The 19,427-nt window shown below is 68.6% G+C and carries 22 protein-coding genes and 1 tRNA gene; 8 read left to right on the top strand and 15 right to left on the bottom strand.

Features of this window, described 5'->3' with window-relative positions; translation table 11 throughout:
• From IFT89_RS13470 to IFT89_RS13460, 3 genes are all read left to right on the top strand, one after another.
• The coding region (locus IFT89_RS13470) for an HNH endonuclease signature motif containing protein (protein ID WP_202939218.1) at positions 1 to 731 on the top strand (731 nt) is incomplete at its 5' end.
• 94 nt (positions 732 to 825) lie between these two features.
• Positions 826 to 2,250 (top strand): APC family permease, encoded by a 1,425-nt coding sequence (locus tag IFT89_RS13465; RefSeq protein ID WP_194644768.1) that lies wholly within the window; start codon positions 826 to 828, stop codon positions 2,248 to 2,250.
• Positions 2,251 to 2,333: 83 nt separating this feature from the next.
• Positions 2,334 to 3,704, top strand: a complete 1,371-nt coding sequence (locus tag IFT89_RS13460; protein WP_124768438.1) for an LLM class flavin-dependent oxidoreductase — start codon at positions 2,334 to 2,336, stop codon at positions 3,702 to 3,704.
• Between the two features lie 299 nt (positions 3,705 to 4,003).
• On the opposite strand, the gene IFT89_RS13455 is transcribed toward IFT89_RS13460, so the two are convergent.
• Positions 4,004 to 5,092 (bottom strand): alpha/beta fold hydrolase, encoded by a 1,089-nt coding sequence (locus tag IFT89_RS13455; protein ID WP_202939217.1) that lies wholly within the window; start codon positions 5,090 to 5,092, stop codon positions 4,004 to 4,006.
• A 319-nt stretch (positions 5,093 to 5,411) separates the two neighbouring features.
• On the opposite strand from IFT89_RS13455, the gene IFT89_RS13450 reads away from it, so the two are divergent.
• Positions 5,412 to 5,485 (top strand) — tRNA-Gly (locus tag IFT89_RS13450).
• 35 nt (positions 5,486 to 5,520) lie between these two features.
• Positions 5,521 to 5,985, top strand: a complete 465-nt coding sequence (locus IFT89_RS13445; protein ID WP_202939216.1) for an NUDIX hydrolase — start codon at positions 5,521 to 5,523, stop codon at positions 5,983 to 5,985.
• On the opposite strand, the gene IFT89_RS13440 is transcribed toward IFT89_RS13445, so the two are convergent.
• The 3 genes from IFT89_RS13440 to IFT89_RS13430 all read right to left on the bottom strand — a co-directional run bounded on the left by IFT89_RS13440 (position 5,947) and on the right by IFT89_RS13430 (position 7,644).
• Positions 5,947 to 6,444 (bottom strand): GNAT family N-acetyltransferase, encoded by a 498-nt coding sequence (locus tag IFT89_RS13440; protein WP_202939215.1) that lies wholly within the window; start codon positions 6,442 to 6,444, stop codon positions 5,947 to 5,949. The genes IFT89_RS13445 and IFT89_RS13440 overlap by 39 nt on opposite strands.
• A gap of 56 nt (positions 6,445 to 6,500) precedes the next feature.
• Positions 6,501 to 6,953, bottom strand: coding sequence for a VOC family protein (locus tag IFT89_RS13435; RefSeq protein WP_202939214.1), 453 nt, complete (start codon positions 6,951 to 6,953; stop codon positions 6,501 to 6,503).
• Positions 6,954 to 7,080: 127 nt separating this feature from the next.
• Complete coding sequence (locus IFT89_RS13430; RefSeq protein WP_159877231.1) at positions 7,081 to 7,644, bottom strand: TetR/AcrR family transcriptional regulator; 564 nt, start codon at positions 7,642 to 7,644, stop codon at positions 7,081 to 7,083.
• 120 nt (positions 7,645 to 7,764) lie between these two features.
• Between IFT89_RS13430 and IFT89_RS13425 the strand changes: the two genes are divergently transcribed.
• Together IFT89_RS13425 and IFT89_RS13420 are read left to right on the top strand one after the other, a co-directional pair.
• Positions 7,765 to 8,430 carry an SDR family NAD(P)-dependent oxidoreductase gene (locus tag IFT89_RS13425; RefSeq protein ID WP_202939213.1) on the top strand — a complete coding sequence of 222 codons (666 nt, stop codon included), beginning with the start codon at positions 7,765 to 7,767 and terminating at the stop codon, positions 8,428 to 8,430.
• A 26-nt stretch (positions 8,431 to 8,456) separates the two neighbouring features.
• Positions 8,457 to 9,089: an NAD(P)-dependent oxidoreductase gene (locus IFT89_RS13420; protein WP_202939212.1), complete on the top strand. Its 633-nt coding sequence runs from the start codon at positions 8,457 to 8,459 to the stop codon at positions 9,087 to 9,089.
• Positions 9,090 to 9,168: 79 nt separating this feature from the next.
• On the opposite strand, the gene IFT89_RS13415 is transcribed toward IFT89_RS13420, so the two are convergent.
• The 3 genes from IFT89_RS13415 to IFT89_RS13405 form a co-directional block, all read right to left on the bottom strand.
• On the bottom strand, positions 9,169 to 9,438 hold the full coding sequence (locus tag IFT89_RS13415) for a hypothetical protein (protein ID WP_307783512.1): 270 nt from the start codon (positions 9,436 to 9,438) through the stop codon (positions 9,169 to 9,171).
• A gap of 210 nt (positions 9,439 to 9,648) precedes the next feature.
• Complete coding sequence (locus tag IFT89_RS20310; RefSeq protein ID WP_079704758.1) at positions 9,649 to 9,945, bottom strand: hypothetical protein; 297 nt, start codon at positions 9,943 to 9,945, stop codon at positions 9,649 to 9,651.
• Between the two features lie 112 nt (positions 9,946 to 10,057).
• Positions 10,058 to 10,339 (bottom strand): ArsR/SmtB family transcription factor, encoded by a 282-nt coding sequence (locus tag IFT89_RS13405; RefSeq protein WP_064295041.1) that lies wholly within the window; start codon positions 10,337 to 10,339, stop codon positions 10,058 to 10,060.
• Between the two features lie 107 nt (positions 10,340 to 10,446).
• On the opposite strand from IFT89_RS13405, the gene IFT89_RS13400 reads away from it, so the two are divergent.
• A complete protein-coding gene (locus tag IFT89_RS13400) occupies positions 10,447 to 11,268 on the top strand; it encodes a sulfite exporter TauE/SafE family protein (protein WP_202939210.1) in 822 nt (273 codons plus the stop codon).
• On the opposite strand, the gene IFT89_RS13395 is transcribed toward IFT89_RS13400, so the two are convergent.
• The 8 genes from IFT89_RS13395 to IFT89_RS13360 all read right to left on the bottom strand — a co-directional run bounded on the left by IFT89_RS13395 (position 11,263) and on the right by IFT89_RS13360 (position 19,343).
• Complete coding sequence (locus IFT89_RS13395) at positions 11,263 to 12,267, bottom strand: alpha/beta hydrolase (RefSeq protein ID WP_202939209.1); 1,005 nt, start codon at positions 12,265 to 12,267, stop codon at positions 11,263 to 11,265. The genes IFT89_RS13400 and IFT89_RS13395 overlap by 6 nt on opposite strands.
• Entirely contained in the window at positions 12,260 to 13,729 is a 1,470-nt protein-coding gene (locus tag IFT89_RS13390; RefSeq protein ID WP_202939208.1) for an MFS transporter, read from the bottom strand. The genes IFT89_RS13395 and IFT89_RS13390 overlap by 8 nt, the downstream gene beginning before the upstream one ends.
• A gap of 132 nt (positions 13,730 to 13,861) precedes the next feature.
• Positions 13,862 to 14,728, bottom strand: a complete 867-nt coding sequence (locus IFT89_RS13385; protein WP_202939207.1) for a zinc-ribbon domain-containing protein — start codon at positions 14,726 to 14,728, stop codon at positions 13,862 to 13,864.
• An 81-nt stretch (positions 14,729 to 14,809) separates the two neighbouring features.
• Positions 14,810 to 15,517, bottom strand: coding sequence for a DUF3349 domain-containing protein (locus IFT89_RS13380; protein ID WP_307783511.1), 708 nt, complete (start codon positions 15,515 to 15,517; stop codon positions 14,810 to 14,812).
• Positions 15,518 to 15,543: 26 nt separating this feature from the next.
• Complete coding sequence (locus IFT89_RS13375) at positions 15,544 to 15,852, bottom strand: hypothetical protein (protein WP_085512127.1); 309 nt, start codon at positions 15,850 to 15,852, stop codon at positions 15,544 to 15,546.
• An 11-nt stretch (positions 15,853 to 15,863) separates the two neighbouring features.
• Positions 15,864 to 17,075: an inorganic phosphate transporter gene (locus IFT89_RS13370; RefSeq protein ID WP_202939206.1), complete on the bottom strand. Its 1,212-nt coding sequence runs from the start codon at positions 17,073 to 17,075 to the stop codon at positions 15,864 to 15,866.
• Positions 17,076 to 17,139: 64 nt separating this feature from the next.
• Positions 17,140 to 17,757: a hypothetical protein gene (locus IFT89_RS13365; RefSeq protein WP_202939205.1), complete on the bottom strand. Its 618-nt coding sequence runs from the start codon at positions 17,755 to 17,757 to the stop codon at positions 17,140 to 17,142.
• 119 nt (positions 17,758 to 17,876) lie between these two features.
• Positions 17,877 to 19,343 carry an alanine/glycine:cation symporter family protein gene (locus IFT89_RS13360; RefSeq protein WP_202939204.1) on the bottom strand — a complete coding sequence of 489 codons (1,467 nt, stop codon included), beginning with the start codon at positions 19,341 to 19,343 and terminating at the stop codon, positions 17,877 to 17,879.
• Positions 19,344 to 19,427: the final 84 nt, after the last annotated feature.

Genomic DNA, 19,427 nt, shown 5'->3' with positions numbered 1-19,427 from the left:
CGGTCCCGGCGCGGATCGCCGGCGACCCCCGCACGCTCGCGCAGCTGCGCGCCGATGCCCTCGCGTCGCTCGCCGTCGCCGGCACGGTGAGCGACGACGTCGGTCCCATCCCGGTCGACCCGGAGACGACCGGGACGTTCACGTGGCTCCCCGGTTCAGCGCCACTCGACGACGCCGCCAGGATCGCCGACGAGGCGGTCGCCGCCGGGGCCGACCCCCTGCTCGCCGAGCCCGTCGGCATCGAGGCCCGCATCCGAGCCACCGTCCAGATGACCGTCCCGGTACTGTCCACCCTCGGCGTCACCGACGAACCCGGCATGCTCGACGGCTACGGCCCGATCGACCCCGACACCGCCGCCCGACTCGCCGTCACGGCCCCTTCCATGACCCGCATCCTCACCCAACCGGAAACGGGAGCCGTCGTGTCCGTCGGCCGCGAGCAGTACCGGGTACCGGCAGATCTCGCGCGTGCCGTCCGCCTGCGAGACACCACGTGTCGGGCTCCGGGCTGCGGACGAGCCGCCCGGAACTGCGACCTCGACCACTCGGTCGCCTGGCAGGACGGCGGCACGACAGCGGTCGACAACCTGGCCTGTCTCTGCCGACATCACCACCGGCTGAAACACCTGCCGGGTTGGAACCTCGAGCACCACCCCGGCGGCATCCTCACCTGGACCACACCCGACGGCCGACGACACGAGACCAGACCCGAGCTCGCCGAGACGGGGTGAGTGCGAGCGCGCCCGACGCTCCCCGCACCCACGGTTACCATGGATACCCGTGACCAACCGCCGACTCCCGCTCCACGCGCAGCTGCGCCGGCGCATGCCGCTCGTCCGACTCGGGACGGATCCCGCCGACTCGGGGACGTCGCTCCGCCGTTCGCTCGGTGTCTGGCAGCTCACGATGATCAGCGTCGGCGCGACACTCGGCACCGGCATCTTCGTCGTCCTCGGCACCGCCGTCCCGCTCGCCGGGCCCGCCGTCTGGATCGCGTTCGCGGTCGCCGGGCTCGCAGCACTCCTGTCGGCCCTGTCCTACGCCGAGATGGCCGGTTCGGTGCCGGTCTCCGGATCCAGCTACTCCTACGCCTACGCGACCATGGGTGAGGGCGTCGCCTGGGTGTGCGGCTGGTGCCTCGTCCTCGAGTACGGGGTCTCCGTCGCCGCGGTCGCCGTCGGCGCCGGGCAGTACGTGAACGAGGCGCTCGCGGTGTTCGGCCTGGGACTGCCGCCGGCACTCGCGAACCCGATCGGCGTCGCCGACGGACTGATCAACCTGCCGGCCGCCGCCCTCGTCCTGCTCGCGATGCTGCTGCTCGTCCGCGGTGCGAAGGACAGCGCCTGGGCGAACACGATCATGGTGTTCGTGAAGCTCGCCGTACTGCTCGTCTTCGTCGTCATCGCGTTCTCGGCGTTCTCGCTCGGCAACTTCGAACCGCTCGCGCCCATGGGGGTCGCCGGTGTCGCGGCAGCCTCCAGCCGACTGTTCTTCTCCTACATCGGCTTCGACGCGGCGTCGACCGCCGGCGACGAGGCGACGAACCCGCGTCGCGACCTGCCGCGCGCGATCATCCTGTCGATGGTGATCGTCACCGCCGTCTACATCCTCGTCGCCATCGCCGCGATCGGTGCCCGGCCGTGGACCGAGTTCGCCGACGACGAGTCCGCGTTCGTCGGCATCCTCACCGAGATCACCGGACAGCCGATCGTCGCCCTGTTCTTCTCCATCGGCGCGGTCATCGCCATCGCGAGCGTGGTGCTCACCGTCTACTACGGGCAGACGCGCATCCTGTACCGGATGGCGCAGGACGGCATGGTACCGCGGGTGTTCTCGCGCGTCGGTCGCCGCAGCGGGACGCCCGTCGCCGGGACCGTCATCGTCGGAGCGGTCGTCGCGGTGGTCGCGGCCCTCATCCCGCTCGGCGAGCTCGCCGACGCCACGAGCATCGGCACGCTGTTCGCGTTCGCCCTCGTGAACCTCTCGGTCATCCTGCTGCGTCGCCTGCGTCCCGATCTCGACCGCAGCTACTCCGTCCCGCTGTTCCCGGTGGTCCCTGCGCTCGGCATCGTCATGTGCCTCGGGTTGATGGTGTCGCTCGGAGGGACGACCTGGATCGTGTTCCTCATCTGGATGCTCGTCGGCGCAGCGCTCTACCTCGGATACGGGCGTCGGCACTCGACGGTCGGTGCCCTCAGCGACGCGGAGTACGCCGAGGCTATCGCCGCGGAGGACCCCTCGCGCAGGTAGTGCGCTGCGCCCAGATGACGCCCTGTTACGGGCGAGGCCGATTGCCAGGCGACGTCCGGGACTCGTGATGCAGGATCGTGCGTATGACCCGACAGATCCGCTTCAACGCCTTCGACATGAACTGCGTCGCCCACCAGGCGTCGGGGATGTGGCGTCACCCCGACGACCGCTCGAGCACCTACAAGGACCTCTCCTACTGGACGGATCTGGCGCAGCTGCTCGAGCGCGGCAACTTCGACGGCATCTTCATCGCCGACGTCCTCGGCACGTACGACGTCTACGGCGACAGCAACGAGGCGGCGATCCGCAACGGCGCACAGGTGCCGGTGAACGACCCGATCCTGCTCGTGTCGGCGATGGCCGCGGTGACCAAGCACCTCGGCTTCGGCGTCACGGCCGGCACCGCCTATGAACACCCGTACCCGTTCGCGCGGCGCATGTCGACGCTCGACCACCTGACGAAGGGGCGGGTCGGCTGGAACGTCGTCACCGGCTACCTGCCGAGTGCGGCGCGCAACATGGGGCACGACGACCAGCTCGAGCACGACGAGCGGTACGACGTCGCGGACGAGTACCTCGAGGTCCTCTACAAGCTGTGGGAGGGCTCGTGGGAGGACGACGCCGTCGTGCGCGACCGCGAGACGGGCGTGTTCACCGACCCGACGAAGGTCCACGAGATCGGCCACTTCGGCAAGCACTACACGGTGCCCGGCATCCACCTGTCCGAGCCGTCCACGCAGCGGACGCCGGTCATCTACCAGGCCGGTGCGTCGCCGCGCGGCATCCAGTTCGCCGCTGGCAACGCGGAGGCGATCTTCGTCGGTGCGTCGACGAAGGCGGGGTTGAAGGCGACGGTCGGCCGCATCCGCGACGCTCTGGAGGCCGCTGGTCGTGACCGGTACTCGGCGAAGATCTACACGCTGCTGACGATCATCACCGACGAGACGAGCGAGAAGGCCCAGGCGAAGCACGAGGACTACCTGCAGTACGCGTCGCAGGAGGGTGCGCTCGTGTTCATGTCGGGCTGGATGGGCATCGACCTGTCGCAGTACGACCCGGAGGAGCCGATCGGCAACGTGAAGAGCAACGCCATCCAGTCGGCGGTCGCCAACTACCAGGCGGCCAACGAGGAGGGTGGCGAGTTCAAGGTGAAGGACATCGCGCGCATGGGGGCGATCGGTGGGCTCGGTCCGCGGATCGTCGGCAGTGCGTCGGAGATCGCCGACACCCTGCAGGAGTGGGTGGAGGAGACCGACGTCGACGGCTTCAACCTCGCCTACGCGATCACGCCGGGCACCTTCGAGGACATCGTCGAGTTCGTCATCCCGGAGCTGCGTCGTCGTGGTGCCTACCCCGAGGAGTACGTCGAGGGCAGCCTCCGCCACAAGCTCCACGGCCGTGGCGACCGTCTCCCCGAGGAGCACACCGGGGCCCGCTACCGCTACGCGAAGTAGGTCCGGCCCCGCCGGTCCCGGAGCCTCAACCACCCCGGTCCCGGAGCCTGTCGAAGGGCGCTGGTCCCGGAGCCCCAACCACCTCGGTCCCTGAGCTTGTCGAAGGGCACCACGCACCCAACCGACAGCGACCCGCTCCCCCAACCATCCCGGTCCCTGAGCCTGTCGAAGGGCACCACGCAGCCAACCCGCTCCGTCCGCCGTCCCGCTCCCCCAACCACGCCGGTCCCTGAGCCTGTCGAAGGGCACCTGGACTCACCCCGCCCTTCGACGAGCTCAGGCACCGAGGAGCACTCCGATCAGCGCGCTCCGAGCCACTCCCGCACGGCCACCTCGAACGCCTCCGGCGCGACGTTCCACTCCAACCCGTGCGGCGCAGCGGCGACCTCGACGAGCTCGAACGAGGGTGAACGGTGAGCGACGGCCCGCGTGAGCTCCACGGGGATCGTCGTGTCGCCGGGCGAGTGGATCGCGAGCGTCGGCAGGCCGTCGATCGGCCCGGCGGACAGCGCGCGGACCGGAACCGCGCCACGCACCCCGGCGGATCGCGCCAGTACCGGCGACGCGAGCAGACCGAGCGCCGAGTGCACGAGCACCCGCGGCACCCCGGCGACCGCAGCCGCATGGAGCACCGTCTCGCTGAGGCCGAGCATCGGCGAGATGAGGATCGCGCCCTGCACCACCTCGGGTCGCTCGCGTGCCGCCGCGAGGCTCAGGGCGGCGCCGTAGGACCACCCGCAGACGATGACCCGTCGCGCACCGAGCGCCACGGCGTCGTCGATGGCCGCGATGACGCGTTCGACGTCCGTGGCGTCAGCCCCGGAGCGACGCTCGGCGAACGCGGACCCGAGGCAGGTGACGAGCGACGGCAGGCCTGCGCGCTGCACGGCCTGCACCGAGCGAAGCGTGGCCAGCGGGGATGCCCCGAGTCCGTGGGTGTGCACGACCCAGGTGCCGTCGCGGGCCTCGCTCTCATCGCCGTCGAATCGCCACGCCCCTGAGGGCGTCCTCGGCACGCGCGCCTCGTCCACCCCGAGGTCCGCGGGCGTCACGGCTGCGCCGGTGAACCGCGCACGGGTCGCTCCGGCTGGAACCCGGCCGGCGATCACGGCTCGCATCACGGAACCGTCCGTCGTCTCGCGACCGATCACGGGCCCGACGATGACTCGCGAGCCGTCGTCGAACTCGAGCCCGTATCGTCCCGGCAGCTCGGTGGCAGCGTTTCGTTCGAGCCGCACGGTCTTCGGAGACGAGGTCGGCAACACGTCGCTGTAGTGCACGCGCCCCGCCCCGATGACGCGCCGGGCGACCATGGCGCTCGCGATCCCGAACCCGGCGACGGCAACGGCGGCGAGGCCGGCCACGACGACACCTGCACTGCGCTTCACGTCACACTCCCGATCCCGTCCCGCTCGGGGAACGGTGAACCAGCCTAGCTCCGGGCACCCGGCTCACCGAGCCGACCCCGCTCGCTGAGCTATCCCTGGTCCCTGAGCCCAACCCCTGTCCCTGAGCCAGCACCCTCCCGGTCCCTGAGCCGAACCCCGGTCCCTGAGCCTGTCGAAGGGCACACGACCACACCCCGCCCTTCGACAAGCTCAGGGACCGACAGGGGGCCGCACGCGCGGACCGAACGAGGGCCGCGTGGAGGGACCGAACGGAGGCCCGCCGGGTCATGTACGATTACTCAGGACGCTCCGGCGCCACGCGGATGTAGTTCAATGGTAGAACTTCAGCTTCCCAAGCTGATAGCGCGGGTTCGATTCCCGTCATCCGCTCCATACACCAGGTCAGCTGTCGCTCTAGAGTCGACGCCATGCCCTCGATTCGAAACATCGCCGTCGGCCTTCCGATCCGCGACGGCCACGTACTCGTCTTGAACGGTGTGGACACCGTGAAGAACCAGGCCTTCCATCGCGCCATCGGGGGCGGCATCGAGTTCGGTGAAACCGCGGAAGCCGCTCTGCGCCGCGAGTTCGTTGAGGAGCTCGGCGTCACGCTGGGCCCCGTCACACTGCTCGATGTCGCGGAGAACATCTTCGAATATGAAGGTGAGCCAGGCCATGAGATCGCCCACATCTTCGCCGTCGAGTCCGCCGAGATCGATGCCATCCCGCTCGACGCCCGACTGCACGTCCTGGATGAGGGAAGTCCTGTTCGGTGGGTGTCGATCAACGAGACCGATCAACCCTTCTATCCGGCAGGTGTCACACACCTGCTCCGTTCCCCGGCGCTCACGGCCTCATCGCGCCAGGTCGTTCTCCACATCGACTCGCCGTGACAACACCTGGCCCGGCCACGCGTCAGTCCCGTCGCCGACCATGAACGTCACGTCACGCTCGTAGCCAGCGGCCTCATAGAACCGTACGAGATCGCCCGATCCACCCGCGTAGCAGTCGACCCGCATGCGACCGACCCCGGCGGCCTGGGCGCGCTCCTCGGCGAATGCCAGCAAGCGGCGACCGGTGCCCTTCACCCGCGGGTCGCGCGAGCCGATCAACACGCGGACGTAGACCTCTGGCTCGGTGGCGGCCGGCACGTACTCGAGCGCCTCGCCCAGCACGAGCGCTCCGCAGACGCCGACCGTGGGATGCTCGGCGACCCAGGCATCGGATGAGGCACACCACTGCTCGACACGCGTGATCCAGCGCTCCTGCCCAGATGCAGGTTCGGCACCCCACTGCCGTGTGTTGCCGATCCGCACGAACCAGGCGATTGCTGCATCGAAGAGCGCCAGCACCGCAGCCGCGTCCGTCGGGACGGCCCGACGGATCTTCAACTCGTCCATCGCCGCGCTCAGCTGTGCGTCGTGTTCGCCCGCATCTCCTCGACGGTCAGCGCCGGCGCGCCGCCGGCGGCCGTCTCCGGGTCCATCCAGACGAAGTCCCAGTGGTGGCCGTCGAGGTCGTCGAAGCTCTTCGAGTACATGAAGCCATGGTCCTGTTCACCGGCAGGCGTAGCGCCGCTCGCGATGGCCTTTTCGAACATCGAATCGACGTCGCCTTTGCTCTCGGCGCTGAGAGCGAGTTGCACCTCGGTGGAGGTGGTGGCGTCGATGATCGACTTGCTCGTGAACTCCGCGAAGAACTCCCGCGTGAGCAGCATCGCCGTGATCGTGTCGCTGATGACCACGCTGATCGCGTTCTCGTCGCTGAACCCCTCGTTGATCGAGTATCCGAGTTCCTCGAAGAACACACGTGACCGCGCCAGGTCATTGACGGGAAGGTTGACGAAGATCATGGTGGACATCGGGGCCGTCTCTCTCGAGGGTGCCGGCGGCTCGTTGCCGTCGATCGTTTTCGAATGATGACGATGATGGCCGACGACGTCAAGAGTCATTCGACGCGAAGCGGCTCGAGCAGCGCAGCCGCCGGGTCTACTCGATCCAGGCGGCAGCGACACCACGCTCGACGAGTCGTCGCCATCCGGAAGGCGCTCTCGGGTCGTGACTCGCCGTGCCCGCCATCCACAACACCGCCATGAGGTCTTCGGTCGTGAAGTCCTGGGAGAGGACACCGGCGGCGTGCGCATCCTCGATGAGTTCCGCCCCCAAGGCCGTTGACCGATCGCAGGCGTTGATGAGCGCCGTTGCGTCGGGGAACCGCCGGAGCATCGCGTCGTTGAGGGCCGGATCGCTGAGCTGCAGGTCGATCATGCAGGTGACGAACCTCTCCAGCCGCGCTCGCGGAGTCGGCTCTGCCATGGTCCATTCTTTGACCGCAAGGAGCTTCTCCCCCACGACCGCGGGGATGACGGCATCGATCAACTGATCGCGCGACCCCACTCGGTTGTAGAGCGTGCCGATGCTCACCCCGGCTGCTTTCGCGATGTCCTCCAACGGAGCGGACAGACCTCGATCCGAGAACACCGCCAGCGCCGCCGCGTGCAGTTTCTCGACGTTCGACTGAGCATCGCGACGCAGACTCCGTTCCGCGGTCATGCCGGCTCCTATGGATATTGAGGGTGGTCTCAAGTTATGCTCGAGCTTGTTTGAGGACACCCTCAACTTAGCTCAACGACGCAACGCCCCACGAACCCGTGGGATTCGAAAGGACACATCATGCCGCTCATCACCATCATCGGAGCCGGCCCAGGCCTCGGCCTCGAGATCGCCCGCGCCTTCGGACGCAGGGGCTTCGACGTCGCGCTGGTCGCACGAACGCAGTCCAAGCTCGACTCGCTCGCCCAGACCCTCGCGGGCGAAGGCATCACCGCTCACGGGTTCGCTGCCGATGTGAGCCAACCGGACACCGTCACCGCCGCCCTGCGTTCGATCACGGACACGCTCGGCCCGATCGACGTGCTCGAGTTCTCGCCCGCAGACCCGTCCCTCACGCCCGTCGACGTCCTCGAGGTGACGACGGAGAACCTGCAACCACAGATCGACTTCTATCTCGGGGGCGCGCTCGCCGCCGTCGGGGCAGTGCTGCCGGACATGATCGCAGCAGGCAAGGGGACCGTCCTCATCACGACCGGCGGCGGATCCATCAGCCCCATGCCCTTCCTCGGCAACGTGAACATCGCCGCAGCGGGACTTCGCAACTGGGCCCTCAACCTGCACAACGCACTGCAACCGAAGGGCGTCTACGTCGCACACCTGGGCATCACCGCACTCATCGGAGGCAGCCACCCCGACGCCGAGCCCGAGGTCATCGCGGAGGCCCTGGCGCAGCTGCACGACGAGCGTCAGCAGGCCGAGCTGCACTACGTCGCCTACAACGGCTGACCCGCAGGCTTCGCAAGGGAGACGTCATGAAGCTGATCATCTTCGGCGCCACCGGGCGCACCGGTATCCACCTGGTCGAACAGGCACTCGCCAACGGGCATGACGTGGTGGCGTTCATCCGCAATCCGGCGAAGCTCGACCTGCGCCACGACCGACTACGGGTCGTGCAGGGCGAGCTGACCGACGCGGTCGCCGTTGAGGACGTCGTCCGCGGTGCCGACGCCGTCCTGGCCACCCTGACTCCACAGATCGTCGGCGGGTCCAAGGACATGCCCGTCGCAGCCGGAACGCGCAACATCGTGGCCGCGATGCGCACGCACAGGGTCCGCCGACTCGTCTTCAGTTGGGGGCCGAGCATTCTGATCCCCCGCAGCCCGCTGATGCGGGCATTGAGCAGAGCGAGCTACGCCCTGCTCAGGTTGGGGCCCGAGTCCACCGAGGTGGGCGAGGCAATTCGCAGCTCTGATCGCGACTGGACGACCGTGGTCGTCACGATGCCCCACGACAAGCCCGGAACGGGAACGGTCAGGGTGCGCACCGCGAGCGGATCCGGCGACCGGGTCCGTTTGCGCATCGCTCGCACCGACCTCGCCCGGTTCATGCTCGCCCAGGCCGATGACCTGCGATACGCCCAGCAGGAGCTCCGGATCAGCAACTGACAACACTGCTCCATGCCCCGCTGACGGCGATCCCGACATCCGGCCGTGGTGGCCCGGAACCCGCGGGCCGCCATGCCGCTCAGCGCGGCAACGGTCGCAGCTGGTCCTCGGCCACAGGGAAGGAGACCTCGTAGTACAGCTGCGTGGCGGTCATGTCACCCCAATCGTCCTTCTTCACCCGGATACCGGCGGTCGAGACCTCGGCGATCCGGACACGCAACCAGGAGCCGTCCTCCAGACGAAGCTCGTGCGGGTCGGCGAGATAGCCCATGCCGATCTCGTCGAGCGCCTCCTCGGCATGGAACCAGTCCAGCGCATCGGTTCGCTGACGCCCCAGGAGATCGATCACGACGAACCCCTCACCGACAGGCTTCATCCACCCCAGCCGCTCTCGGTCCTCCGAGCGCCGATGTTCGATCCAGTCCGGTTCCATGCAGCGAGCGTAACGGCCACCGAGGAACAACGCCTGACGGATGACCGACCGAACGCCAGCCCCTCAACAGCACGAGGGGGCCGATTCGAAAGCCGGCCCCCTCGTGCGTCGTGCGACGACGAGTGATCAGTGCTCGTCGTAGTGCTCGCCGTGCGCCGCGTGCTGGTGGCCGTCGTGCACGTAGTCGACGTGACCATCGTGGTCGACGGCGTCGTGACCGCACGCCGCACCGTGCTCGTGGTCGGCGACGGTGTGCTCGGCGACGCTCTCATGCTCGTCGTAGTGACCGTCGTGCAGAGCGTGGTGGTGCGTGCCGTGCACGTAGTCGGTGTGGTCGTCGTGCTGGACGGCCTCGTGGCCGCAGTCCGTTCCGTGCTCGTGCTCGGTGACGGAGTGCTCGGCGTGGATGTCAGTCGTGCTCATGATTGCCTTTCGAAGGAAGAGATCGGGTGTCGCGACGGGCGGCGACGCGTCATCAGTACATCTCATTCATAAGCGAATTGCAATACATGCAGCTAATTGATAGTGGTTCTCGCTATCCCTCGAGTGCGTGCTGCACAGCGTCGTCGACGATGTGCGAGACGTGCACGTCAGCGACGTCGTAGTGCGCCTCTCGACCGATCCGTTGCACGGAAACGAGGCCGGCTGATCGCAGCGTCCGCAGGTGCTGCGAGACCAACGGCTGCGACAACTGGCTCTGTTCGGCGAGCTGACCGACCGTGGACGTGCCGCCTGCCAGGATGCGCAGCAACCGCAGCCGCGACGAGGAGGACAGCGCCTTGAACAACTCGGCAGCAGGTTCGAGATCCTCGTTCATCTGTACATATAAGCAGATGTGAATGCGTCAGGATCGCCTGAATCCTCGAAGACCCCGTTCGACATCCGCCCGCTGGATCATCACTCTGACGATTAGGCTGGGCGACTGTGCTCGATGGACCGCTGATCGCCGAATGGCTCCCCGTCTCGGTGGCCGCGCTCGTCCTCCTGCTCGTCGCGGCGGGAGTGGCCGGCTGGGTCGACGCGGTCGTCGGCGGCGGCGGACTGATCCAGTTGCCCGCGCTCGTCATCGCCGTTCCGAGCGACGTCGCGACCCCGTTCATCCTGGGCACGAACAAGCTGTCTTCCTTCTTCGGCACCCTGTCGGCGAGCTGGGTGTACCTGCGCAAGATCAGGGTGCAGCTCGTGCTGCTGGTGCCGCTCGTCGCCGGGGCCTACGCCGGGTCGACCGTCGGTGCCGCCTTGTCGCGGTACGTCCCTCGCGACGTGTTGACGCCCATCGTGCTCGTGGCCGTGATCGCCGTGGCGCTGTACACCCTCTTCAAGCCGACCATGGGCCTGCACCACGAACCCCGCCATGACCGCGCCACCGCCGTCGCCTGGCGGGCGGCGATGATCGGCCTGCTGGTGGGCTTCTACGACGGCATCCTCGGACCGGGAACGGGCTCGTTCTTCGTCATCCTCATCGTCGGCGTGCTGGGGTACGGCTTCCTGCAAGCCAGCGTGAACGCGAAGATCGCCAACCTCACCACGAACCTCGCTGCCCTCGTCGTGTACGGGGTACACGGCGAGGTCCTGCTCGCGCTCGGTCTCGCCATGGCCGTGATGAACATCACCGGCGGGTTCATCGGCGCCCGTATGGCGACGAAACGCGGAAGCGGCTTCGTGCGGATCGTGTTCCTGGTGACCCTGTCCATCCTCATCGTGAAGCTCGCCTGGGACACCGTGGTGCAGTTCACCGGTTCATGATGCACCCGGCAGAGCGACCTCGCCGGCGGGTGTTCCGAGCAGTCGCCTCGTCCAGTCGGCCAGGGCCGCGATGGCGGCCCGCGAGATGGCGGCTCTCGGCACCATGCTCGTGAAGCCGTGGAACGCCCCCGGCCAGACGTGCAGTTCCGCGTCGCCACCCGCAGCCCACATCGCACTGGCAAAGGCGACCGTCTCGTCACGGAACACCTCGGCGCTTCCACAGTCGAGGTAGGTGCGCGGAAGCCCGGTGAGATCGGTCGCCCGCGCCGGCGCGGCGGAGATGGAAACGTCCTCACCGGCGCGACGGTGTCCGAGATAGGCCTCCCAGCCGAACCGGGTCATCTGCCGATCCGCGACCCCGACCCCGTCGATCTGCATCGTCGACACGGTGGCATCCCGATCGTCGAGCATCGGCGAGACCAGGATCTGCCCGAACAGGGCCGGCCCACGGCGGTCTCGGGCGAGCAGGGTGGTACCCGCGGCGAGCCCGGCACCCGCACTCTGGCCCGCGATCACGATGCGGTCCGGGTCGATACCGAGTTCATCCGCGTGCTCCGCGACCCAGACGAGTCCGGCGTAGCAGTCCTCGACCGGGTACGGGTCGGGGTACTCGGGGGCGAGGCGGTAGTCGACGCTGATGAGCACGACGTCGTGGTCGTTCAGGAGCCAGTCGTCGTAGGACTCGAGGTTGCCGAGGTGATGACCGAACATCATCCCTCCGCCATGGATCGTATAGACCGCCGTCGTCGCGCCGGAGCGCCCGATCCGCTGGACGACAGCGAGCGTGATCGGATCCCCGAGATGGCCGGGCACCGTGAGGGAGCGCCGCTCGAACCCGCGCGAGCGCAGCCGTTCGTCGAGGGCCTCCTCGGTCGTGTCGAGGCCGCGCATCCGCGGCAGCATCTCGGTCGTCAGCCTGAACGGCCCGCGCGCCTCGAGCGCGGCGAGGAAGGGGGTGAGTTCGGGATCGAACGGGGGACGGGGCATGAGGTCAGACATGGGATGGCTCCTGGGTTGCGGGCTGAGATGGGACGTGATGTGAACGGAGGACACCGACAGCCACGAGGGCTGCAGCGAGGACGGCGATGGTCGATCCCGCAATGAGGATCGCTTGCTGGAACGACGCGACGAGGGCCGGGGTGAAGTACTCGGTCGTGATGCCGCCGCCGACGACCGCAGCGAGGATCGTCCCGGTCGCGGCGATCCCGACAGCGGTGGCGATCTCGCTCGCGGTGTCGACCAGGGCCGCACCGATGGACGTGCGGTCCGCGGGAAGCCCGCGAAGGACGTTGTTGCCGGCGACGGCTCCGACCACCCGCATCCCGGCGGCGACGAGGATGAGTGCGACGAGCACCCACGGGTAGCCGAACCGGCTCAGCAGCGCGAACACGGCGAGCCCCGAGACGACCGCGGCGGCGCTCATCCATGCCGCACGATCGAGTCCCACGCGGTGCACGAACGGGCCGACGAAGCGACCGCTCGCCAAGAGCACCACGACCTGCGGGAGCATCGCGACAGCGGCCAAGGCCGGCGGCCACCCCCAGGCGAACTGCAGCTGCAGGGTCGCCAGGTACGACAAGCCGGCCATCGCCAGCCCGGCGGCGGCCTTGTACGCCAAGCCGGAGGCCACGAGCGGCTGAGCCACGAGACGAAGATCCAGCAACGGGTGGCGGGTGGTGCGCTCTCTGACCACGAAGCCGATCGCGGCGGTCACCGTTGCCGCCACCGCTCCCCAGCCCGCAGCGACGTCGGTGCCGGCGACGAACAGGGTCGGGGTGAAGAGGACGCCGACGACGGTCGCGGTCCCGAGCGCAGCGCCGAGCACATCGATCCGGTCTCGGTGCAGGTGCGACCACTCGTCGGCACCGATCCCGGCGCGGATCCCGATCCAGGTGATCACCGCGATCGGGGCGTTGGCGGCGATGAGCACCTGCCACGGCGCCACGGCGAGCACGAAGCCGCCGATCGTCGGCCCGGCGGCGAGGCCGACCAGCCCAGCGGTCGAGATGACCGTCAGCGCGCGGACACGCAGGTCGTCCCGGTCGAACAGGCGGAACGCCAAAGCCATCGATCCCGGAGTCGTCATCGCCGCGGCGACGCCCATCAGGGCGCGTACGGCGATCAACTGCTCCACCGAGCCCACGAACACGGTCAAGACGCTGACGACGGCGAGCAGCGTCAGACCGACGAGCATGACCCGACGCCGACCGAACCGGTCGGCGACCGCACCGAAGAGCAACATCAGTCCGCCGAACGTGACCGAGTACGCGCCCGACACCCACTGCAGTGACGCGGTTGAAGCGGTGAGGTCACGGCCGATGGTCGGGAGCGCGACGTTCAGGACGGAGTTGTCGAGCATCTCGAACAGGAACACGCCCGAGAGGCCGGCCAGCGCGACCCACGCGTCGCGGAGGCGTGGCGGCGAGTCTTCGACAGCCGTGGAGGTTGAGGGTTCGAGCATGGGCGCACTCCTTCGATGAAGAAGTGGCGACTCCCACGAGACGCTTGTGCGTTTCCGCCGGCCGAAGCACGACGGGATTTTTCCCTCTGCGATGAGGGTAACGCATCATCGCCCTCTCGTGGCGCTCGCGGATCAGCGCAGATACGCGTCGACCATGAACGGACCCCGGATGGCCCTGAGCGTATCGACCAACCGGTCGAGCGCGCGTCGGTTCCACGACGAGAGCTGGAGATCGAAGGGCCCGAGGGGCTCGAGCTTCCCGGTGCGAAGGCGGACCACCTCCCAGCCGGCGGACCGCAACGCGCGGTCCTTTCGTCGATCCACTTCCTCGCGGCGTCCGACGTGCTCGAGTCCGTGCCGGCCGATGCTGTCGTACTCGATGGCGATGCGCAGTTCCGGGTAGACCAGGTCGGGCCACACCTCCAGGTGCTGGAAGAACGGACGCTGCACCCGCACGGCGTTCAGTCCTTCGGTCAGCGTGAGTCGCCCGTGGAGATCCGCACGCAGCTGAGCCTCGACAGCGGACGCCGGTTTCGGCGCGCACTCGGACGTGAAGGCCTCCCCCACCGGCAGGTCAGGGGTCTTCTCGCACAGCGACGGCTTCGGGCGCGCACGACGCTCCCGGATGAGCCCCGCGGCCGCGGGCACCGGATCGGTCACCGACTCCCGCATCGGCAGTGCGACGACCCTCGACGGATCCGCCTCGTCGGAGCATTCCGGGCACCACGCACTGCGGCGACGCTCGCGTCCGGGCCGCGAGCGCTGCTCAGCCGGCGTCGCGACGAACCGGTGCCCCCGGTCGCACTGCCACTGCAGCAGGACGTCGGCCGCGGGCGGCACCTGGCTCAGGACGATGCCGGCGTTGAGATCCGCGTGGTACTGCCGCCACAGCGCTGGGAACGACGCCCAGGCCTGCCGGTAGGCGCCCACCGGGTACGGCGTCTCGAGACCCTTCGACCACTGACGGCGGGCCCACCACGCTTCCACACGTTCCGGCACGAGCCGAACCTACGACGGGCCCCCGACACCGGCCACGACTGAGGACGCAGTGGTCGTCACCCCGGCGCCCCGACTCGACCTTCAGACCGCGAAGTCGCTCGGCCATCCGTGGTCGGCGAGCGACCGGCGGACACGCTCCACGTCCTCATCGCTCGGCAGCTCCGCGGTGACCCGCGCGATCGCGGTTGCGACGTCGACCCGGCTGAGCGACGTGTCGCCCTCCGCCGCGAGGCGCGCACCCACCTCGGCCACCTCGGCGTCGCTCAGCCGACGACGGAGGAGCGCCACGAGCGGGACGAAGTCCTGGTCGGGGAATCCTGCAGGGTACCCGGCTCGGAGCCAGCGCACGATGCGGGCGACCAGCCCTCCGCGTTCCTCGAGGAGGGTCGCGCGCGCATCCCGACCGGCGTCGTCCTGGTCAGTCGCCACCGCGCGGACGTCGTCCGGGCTGCCGAGCGGCCAGCCCGCGCTCGCGAGCCGGGCGGAGACGCGGACGAGGTCCTCCGGGAGCGCCGGACCGAGGAGGAGCTGTTCGACACGCGCCCGCAGACGATCGTGGCCGACCGGCTCACCGCTCGCATCGGCGTTCTCCGCCTCGACGAGCAGTCCCTCGACGACCTGGTCCAGCTCCTCGGGGGTGAGGCTCCGTCGGAGGATGCCGAGCAGCGGCACGTAGTCGTGCTCGGGCACGCCCGTCGGGTATCCGGCGCGGAGCCAACCGACGACGCGCGCCACCACACCGGACCCGTGGGCGGTGACCCCGACGCCGGTCGCGTCTGCGTCGTTCACGTCTGGGCCGTTCTCGTGCGACACGCTCAGTCCTTCGGGGTGAAGGTCGGGAACACGTGGTCGAAGCTGACCTCCTGCCCCAGGCCGGTGGCCACGATGATCGTGAGACCGACCAGCACCGCGGCGACGACGACGGCGAAGCACAGCACGCCGATGGCACGGAGGAGCCCCGACGGGATCGTCGGCGTGCCCGACCCGCTCCGGTCGTCGGACCCGGCGCCTCCGGCGACCGCGAACGAGCGGACACCCAGCGCGAAGAGCGCGGGAAGCCCGGCGCCGAGCACGAGCGCGATGACGGCCACCTGGGCGGCGGCTTCGAGGAAGAGCATGAACATGTCCGACGTCCTTACGCTGCGGTCTTCTGCGACGAGCGGGCGGGGGCGTCCTGCCAGTCGTCGTTCACGTTGTGGGATCCGATGCTGTCGCGGCGCGACCGCAGGTAGATGGCGAGCGCGACACCCACGAGGATTGCGACCATGAGGATTCCGCCGATCGCCCCGCCCGCGAGGTGACCGACCCACCACATCACCGCGCCCATGAGCGCGGCAGCCGGGAGGGTGATGATCCAGGCGACGACCATCCGCAGGGCCACCCGCCAGCGCACCTGCGCACCTGGCCGTCCGACCCCGGAGCCGAGGATCGATCCGGTCGCGACGTGCGTCGTGCTGAGGGCGAAGCCGAGGTGGCTCGAGGCGAGGATGACGGCGGCGGAGGAGCTCTCGGCGGCCATGCCCTGCGGTGTGTTCAACTCGACGATGCCCTTGCCGACGGTGCGGATGATCCGCCACCCGCCGATGTAGGTGCCGAGCGAGATCGCGAGGGCACACGCGAGCTTCACCCAGAGTGGGACCGACTCGGTGTCGTCCCAGCCGCCGGCAGCGATGAGCGCGAGGGTGATGACGCCCATCGTCTTCTGTGCGTCGTTCGTGCCGTGGGCGAGCGAGACGAGCGACGCGCTGCCGATCTGCCCGATCCGGAAGCCGCGGTGGAGCCGCCCCTGGGCGAGGTTGCCGATGACGCGGAAGACGAGCCAGGTGCCGATCGCAGCCACCGCGCCGGCGAGCAACGGCGACATGAGCGCCGGGAGGATGACCTTGCCGACGACGCCGTCGAGCTTCGAGCCGTCACCGGCCCAGTTCACGCCGTTCAGGCCGAGGCCTGCGAGCGTCGAGCCGATGAGCCCGCCGAAGAGCGCGTGCGACGAGCTCGACGGAAGACCGAGCAGCCAGGTGAGCAGGTTCCAGATGATGCCACCGATGAGCCCGGCGAGCACGATCAGCAGGAGCGCCGAGCCGCCGCCCTCCAGTAGCGCCGGATCGGGAGCTCCCGACGAGTCCTGGATCTTCACGACCGCGTTCGTGACGGTGAGCGCGACTTCGATGCTCAGGAACGCGCCCACGAGGTTCAGCACCGCCGAGAGGGTGACCGCGACCTTCGGCGGCAGCGCACCGGTGGCGATCGAGGTGGCCATCGCATTCGCCGTGTCGTGGAAGCCGTTGGTGAAGTCGAAGGCGAGCGCCGTGATCACGACGAGCGAGAGCAGGATGATGGGGTCCACGGCGACGAGCTTGCTCCTCGATCGCTGGATCGACAACGGGTGAGCGGGCGGATTCACCCGTTGTTCACGTGGGGAGGGGGCCGGAGGGGCGACGCGGAGATCGTCGGCCGGCTCCGCTTGTACAGTCCGGCCCGGGTGAGGCGAAGCGGTTGGAGAGCAACGTGCCGATCGAGTGCTGTCGGAGGTCCTCAGCGACGAGGAGTTCACCGGTGACGAGGGTCTCCGACTGATCGAAGTACTCGATCAGTCGGCGGCAGAGGAGCGGCACGTCGACCTCACCCGACACGTCGATGCCGTTGATGGTGCTGGCGACCCCGAAGAGGATCTGCGCCTCCGCGGTCATCCTGGTCAGCACCGTCTGGAACTTCCCGGCCAACCGGCGGTCGTCGGCATGCTCACCCGCATCCACCAGCACCACGACCTCGACCGCGCCCGTCTGCACGGCGACGAGTTCCCGCAGGAGGCCCGCCAGTTCGGAGCACTGCTCGGCACCGTGACGCCGCGCTCCCGGCGGGACCTCGACGATCACCACGTGCCACGTACCGTCCGCGATGGCGTGGGTGACCGGGATGTCCGCGTCACCGAGACATCGCTCGAGGACGTCGACGACGGGGTGTGGCCCTCCAACCACGTTCAGGGCGGGACGGGAGGCAGGCTCGGGCGGGGCGTCGACGGCTGGCATGGTGCTCCTCGGACGGCCGACCGGGTTCGGTCGGAGACGAGAGCGGTGTGTTCACCGCCCGCCGACCAGACTTCCCGGCGCACCGCTGTCGAGTGTAGACGCTCGAGCCTGATCCCGCGTCAGCGAACGGTGCGAGCCTCCTGCACGGGCAGGGGGCCGGTCACGCTCAGCGCGTCCTGCCAGCATTCGATCCCGCTGACTTCGGGCAACCGGTCACGGGTGAAGACCGGATCGAGGCCGGAGCGCCGCTGCGCGGAGTAGTCCTTCAACAGCTTGAACACGATGCCCGACAGCAGTCCGATGGCGACGAGGTTCACGAGAGCCATGAGTCCCATGATGCCGTCGGCGGTGTTCCAGATGACGTCGGCCGAGGCGATCGAACCGAGGAAGATCACGGCGACGACGAGCACCCGGTACCCGGTGAGCACACGGCGGCTCGACGAGATGAATTCGATGTTCGACTCGCCGTAGTAGTAGTTCCCGAGAATGGAGCTGAACGCCAGGAGGAAGATGATGATGCTCAGGAGGACGTTCGACCACTCGCCGAGGTTGCCGACGATGGCGTTCTGGGTGAGTCCGATGCCGCGGGTCGCCCCGGCGAGGTCCGGTGAGGACACGAGGATGATGAACGCCGTGATCGAACACACGAGGAAGGTGTCGAAGTAGACACCGAGGGTCTGGACGAGGCCCTGCTTCACCGGGTGCGTCACCGCCGCGCTCGCACCAGCGTTGGGCGCTGAACCGAGACCGGCCTCGTTCGAGAACATGCCCCGCTTCACGCCCGTCATGATGATGGTGCCCAGCGCTGCGCCGACCACTTCGTTGAACCCGAACGCCTGCGTGTAGATGGACGCGAACACGACCGGCAGCTGGTCGATGTTCATCCCGACGATGACGAGGCCGAGCAGCAGGTAGCCGAGTGCCATGGCGGGCACCACCGCCTGGGTCACGCTCGCGATGCGGCGGATACCACCGAACACCACGAGCGCGGTGAGGGCAGCGAGCAGGATCCCGATCACCCAGGGGATCCAGCCGATCTCGCCGCCGAAGCTCGACGACACGGTCGCGCTGATCGTGTTGGCCTGCAGCGAGCTGAACGCGAAGGGGAAGCAGACGATGAGGATGACGGCGAAGATGATCCCCATCCAACGCGCCTTCAGGCCGTGCTGCATGTAGTAGGCAGGACCGCCGCGGAACCCGTCCTTGTCCCGCACCTTGAACAGCTGGCCGAGGGTCGACTCGACGAAGCTCGACGCGCCTCCGATGAACGCCATCGTCCACATCCAGAACACCGCTCCGGGTCCGCCGATCGCGATCGCCGTCCCGACACCCGCGATGTTGCCGACGCCGACCCGCGACGCGGCCGAGATCGTGAACGCCTGGAAGGCCGAGACCGACTGCGGTTTGCCGTCGTCACCGAGCGGCGTCTTGTTCGTGAGGGTGCGGAACATCTCGGGGATGAGCCGGAACTGCACGACGCCCGAGCGAACGGTGAAGTACAGACCGAGGAGCCCGAGGACGGGCAGCACCGCCCAGGTCCACAACAGATCGCCACCGGCCAGGATCACTTCGTTCAGGATGTCCATCCCGAGAGTATGGCGCAGGCGACGCCTGTCGCGCACGATCCGTCCGTCACCCGACCCACTCGCTGCGTGGGCCCGGTTGACGCT

It is taken from the genome of Plantibacter sp. CFBP 13570, from assembly GCF_014841395.1.
Taxonomy (GTDB): Bacteria; Actinomycetota; Actinomycetes; order Actinomycetales; family Microbacteriaceae; genus Plantibacter; species Plantibacter auratus.
The sequence above is the reverse complement of the archived record's forward strand: the minus strand, read 5'-3'. Positions and strand labels throughout refer to the sequence as shown.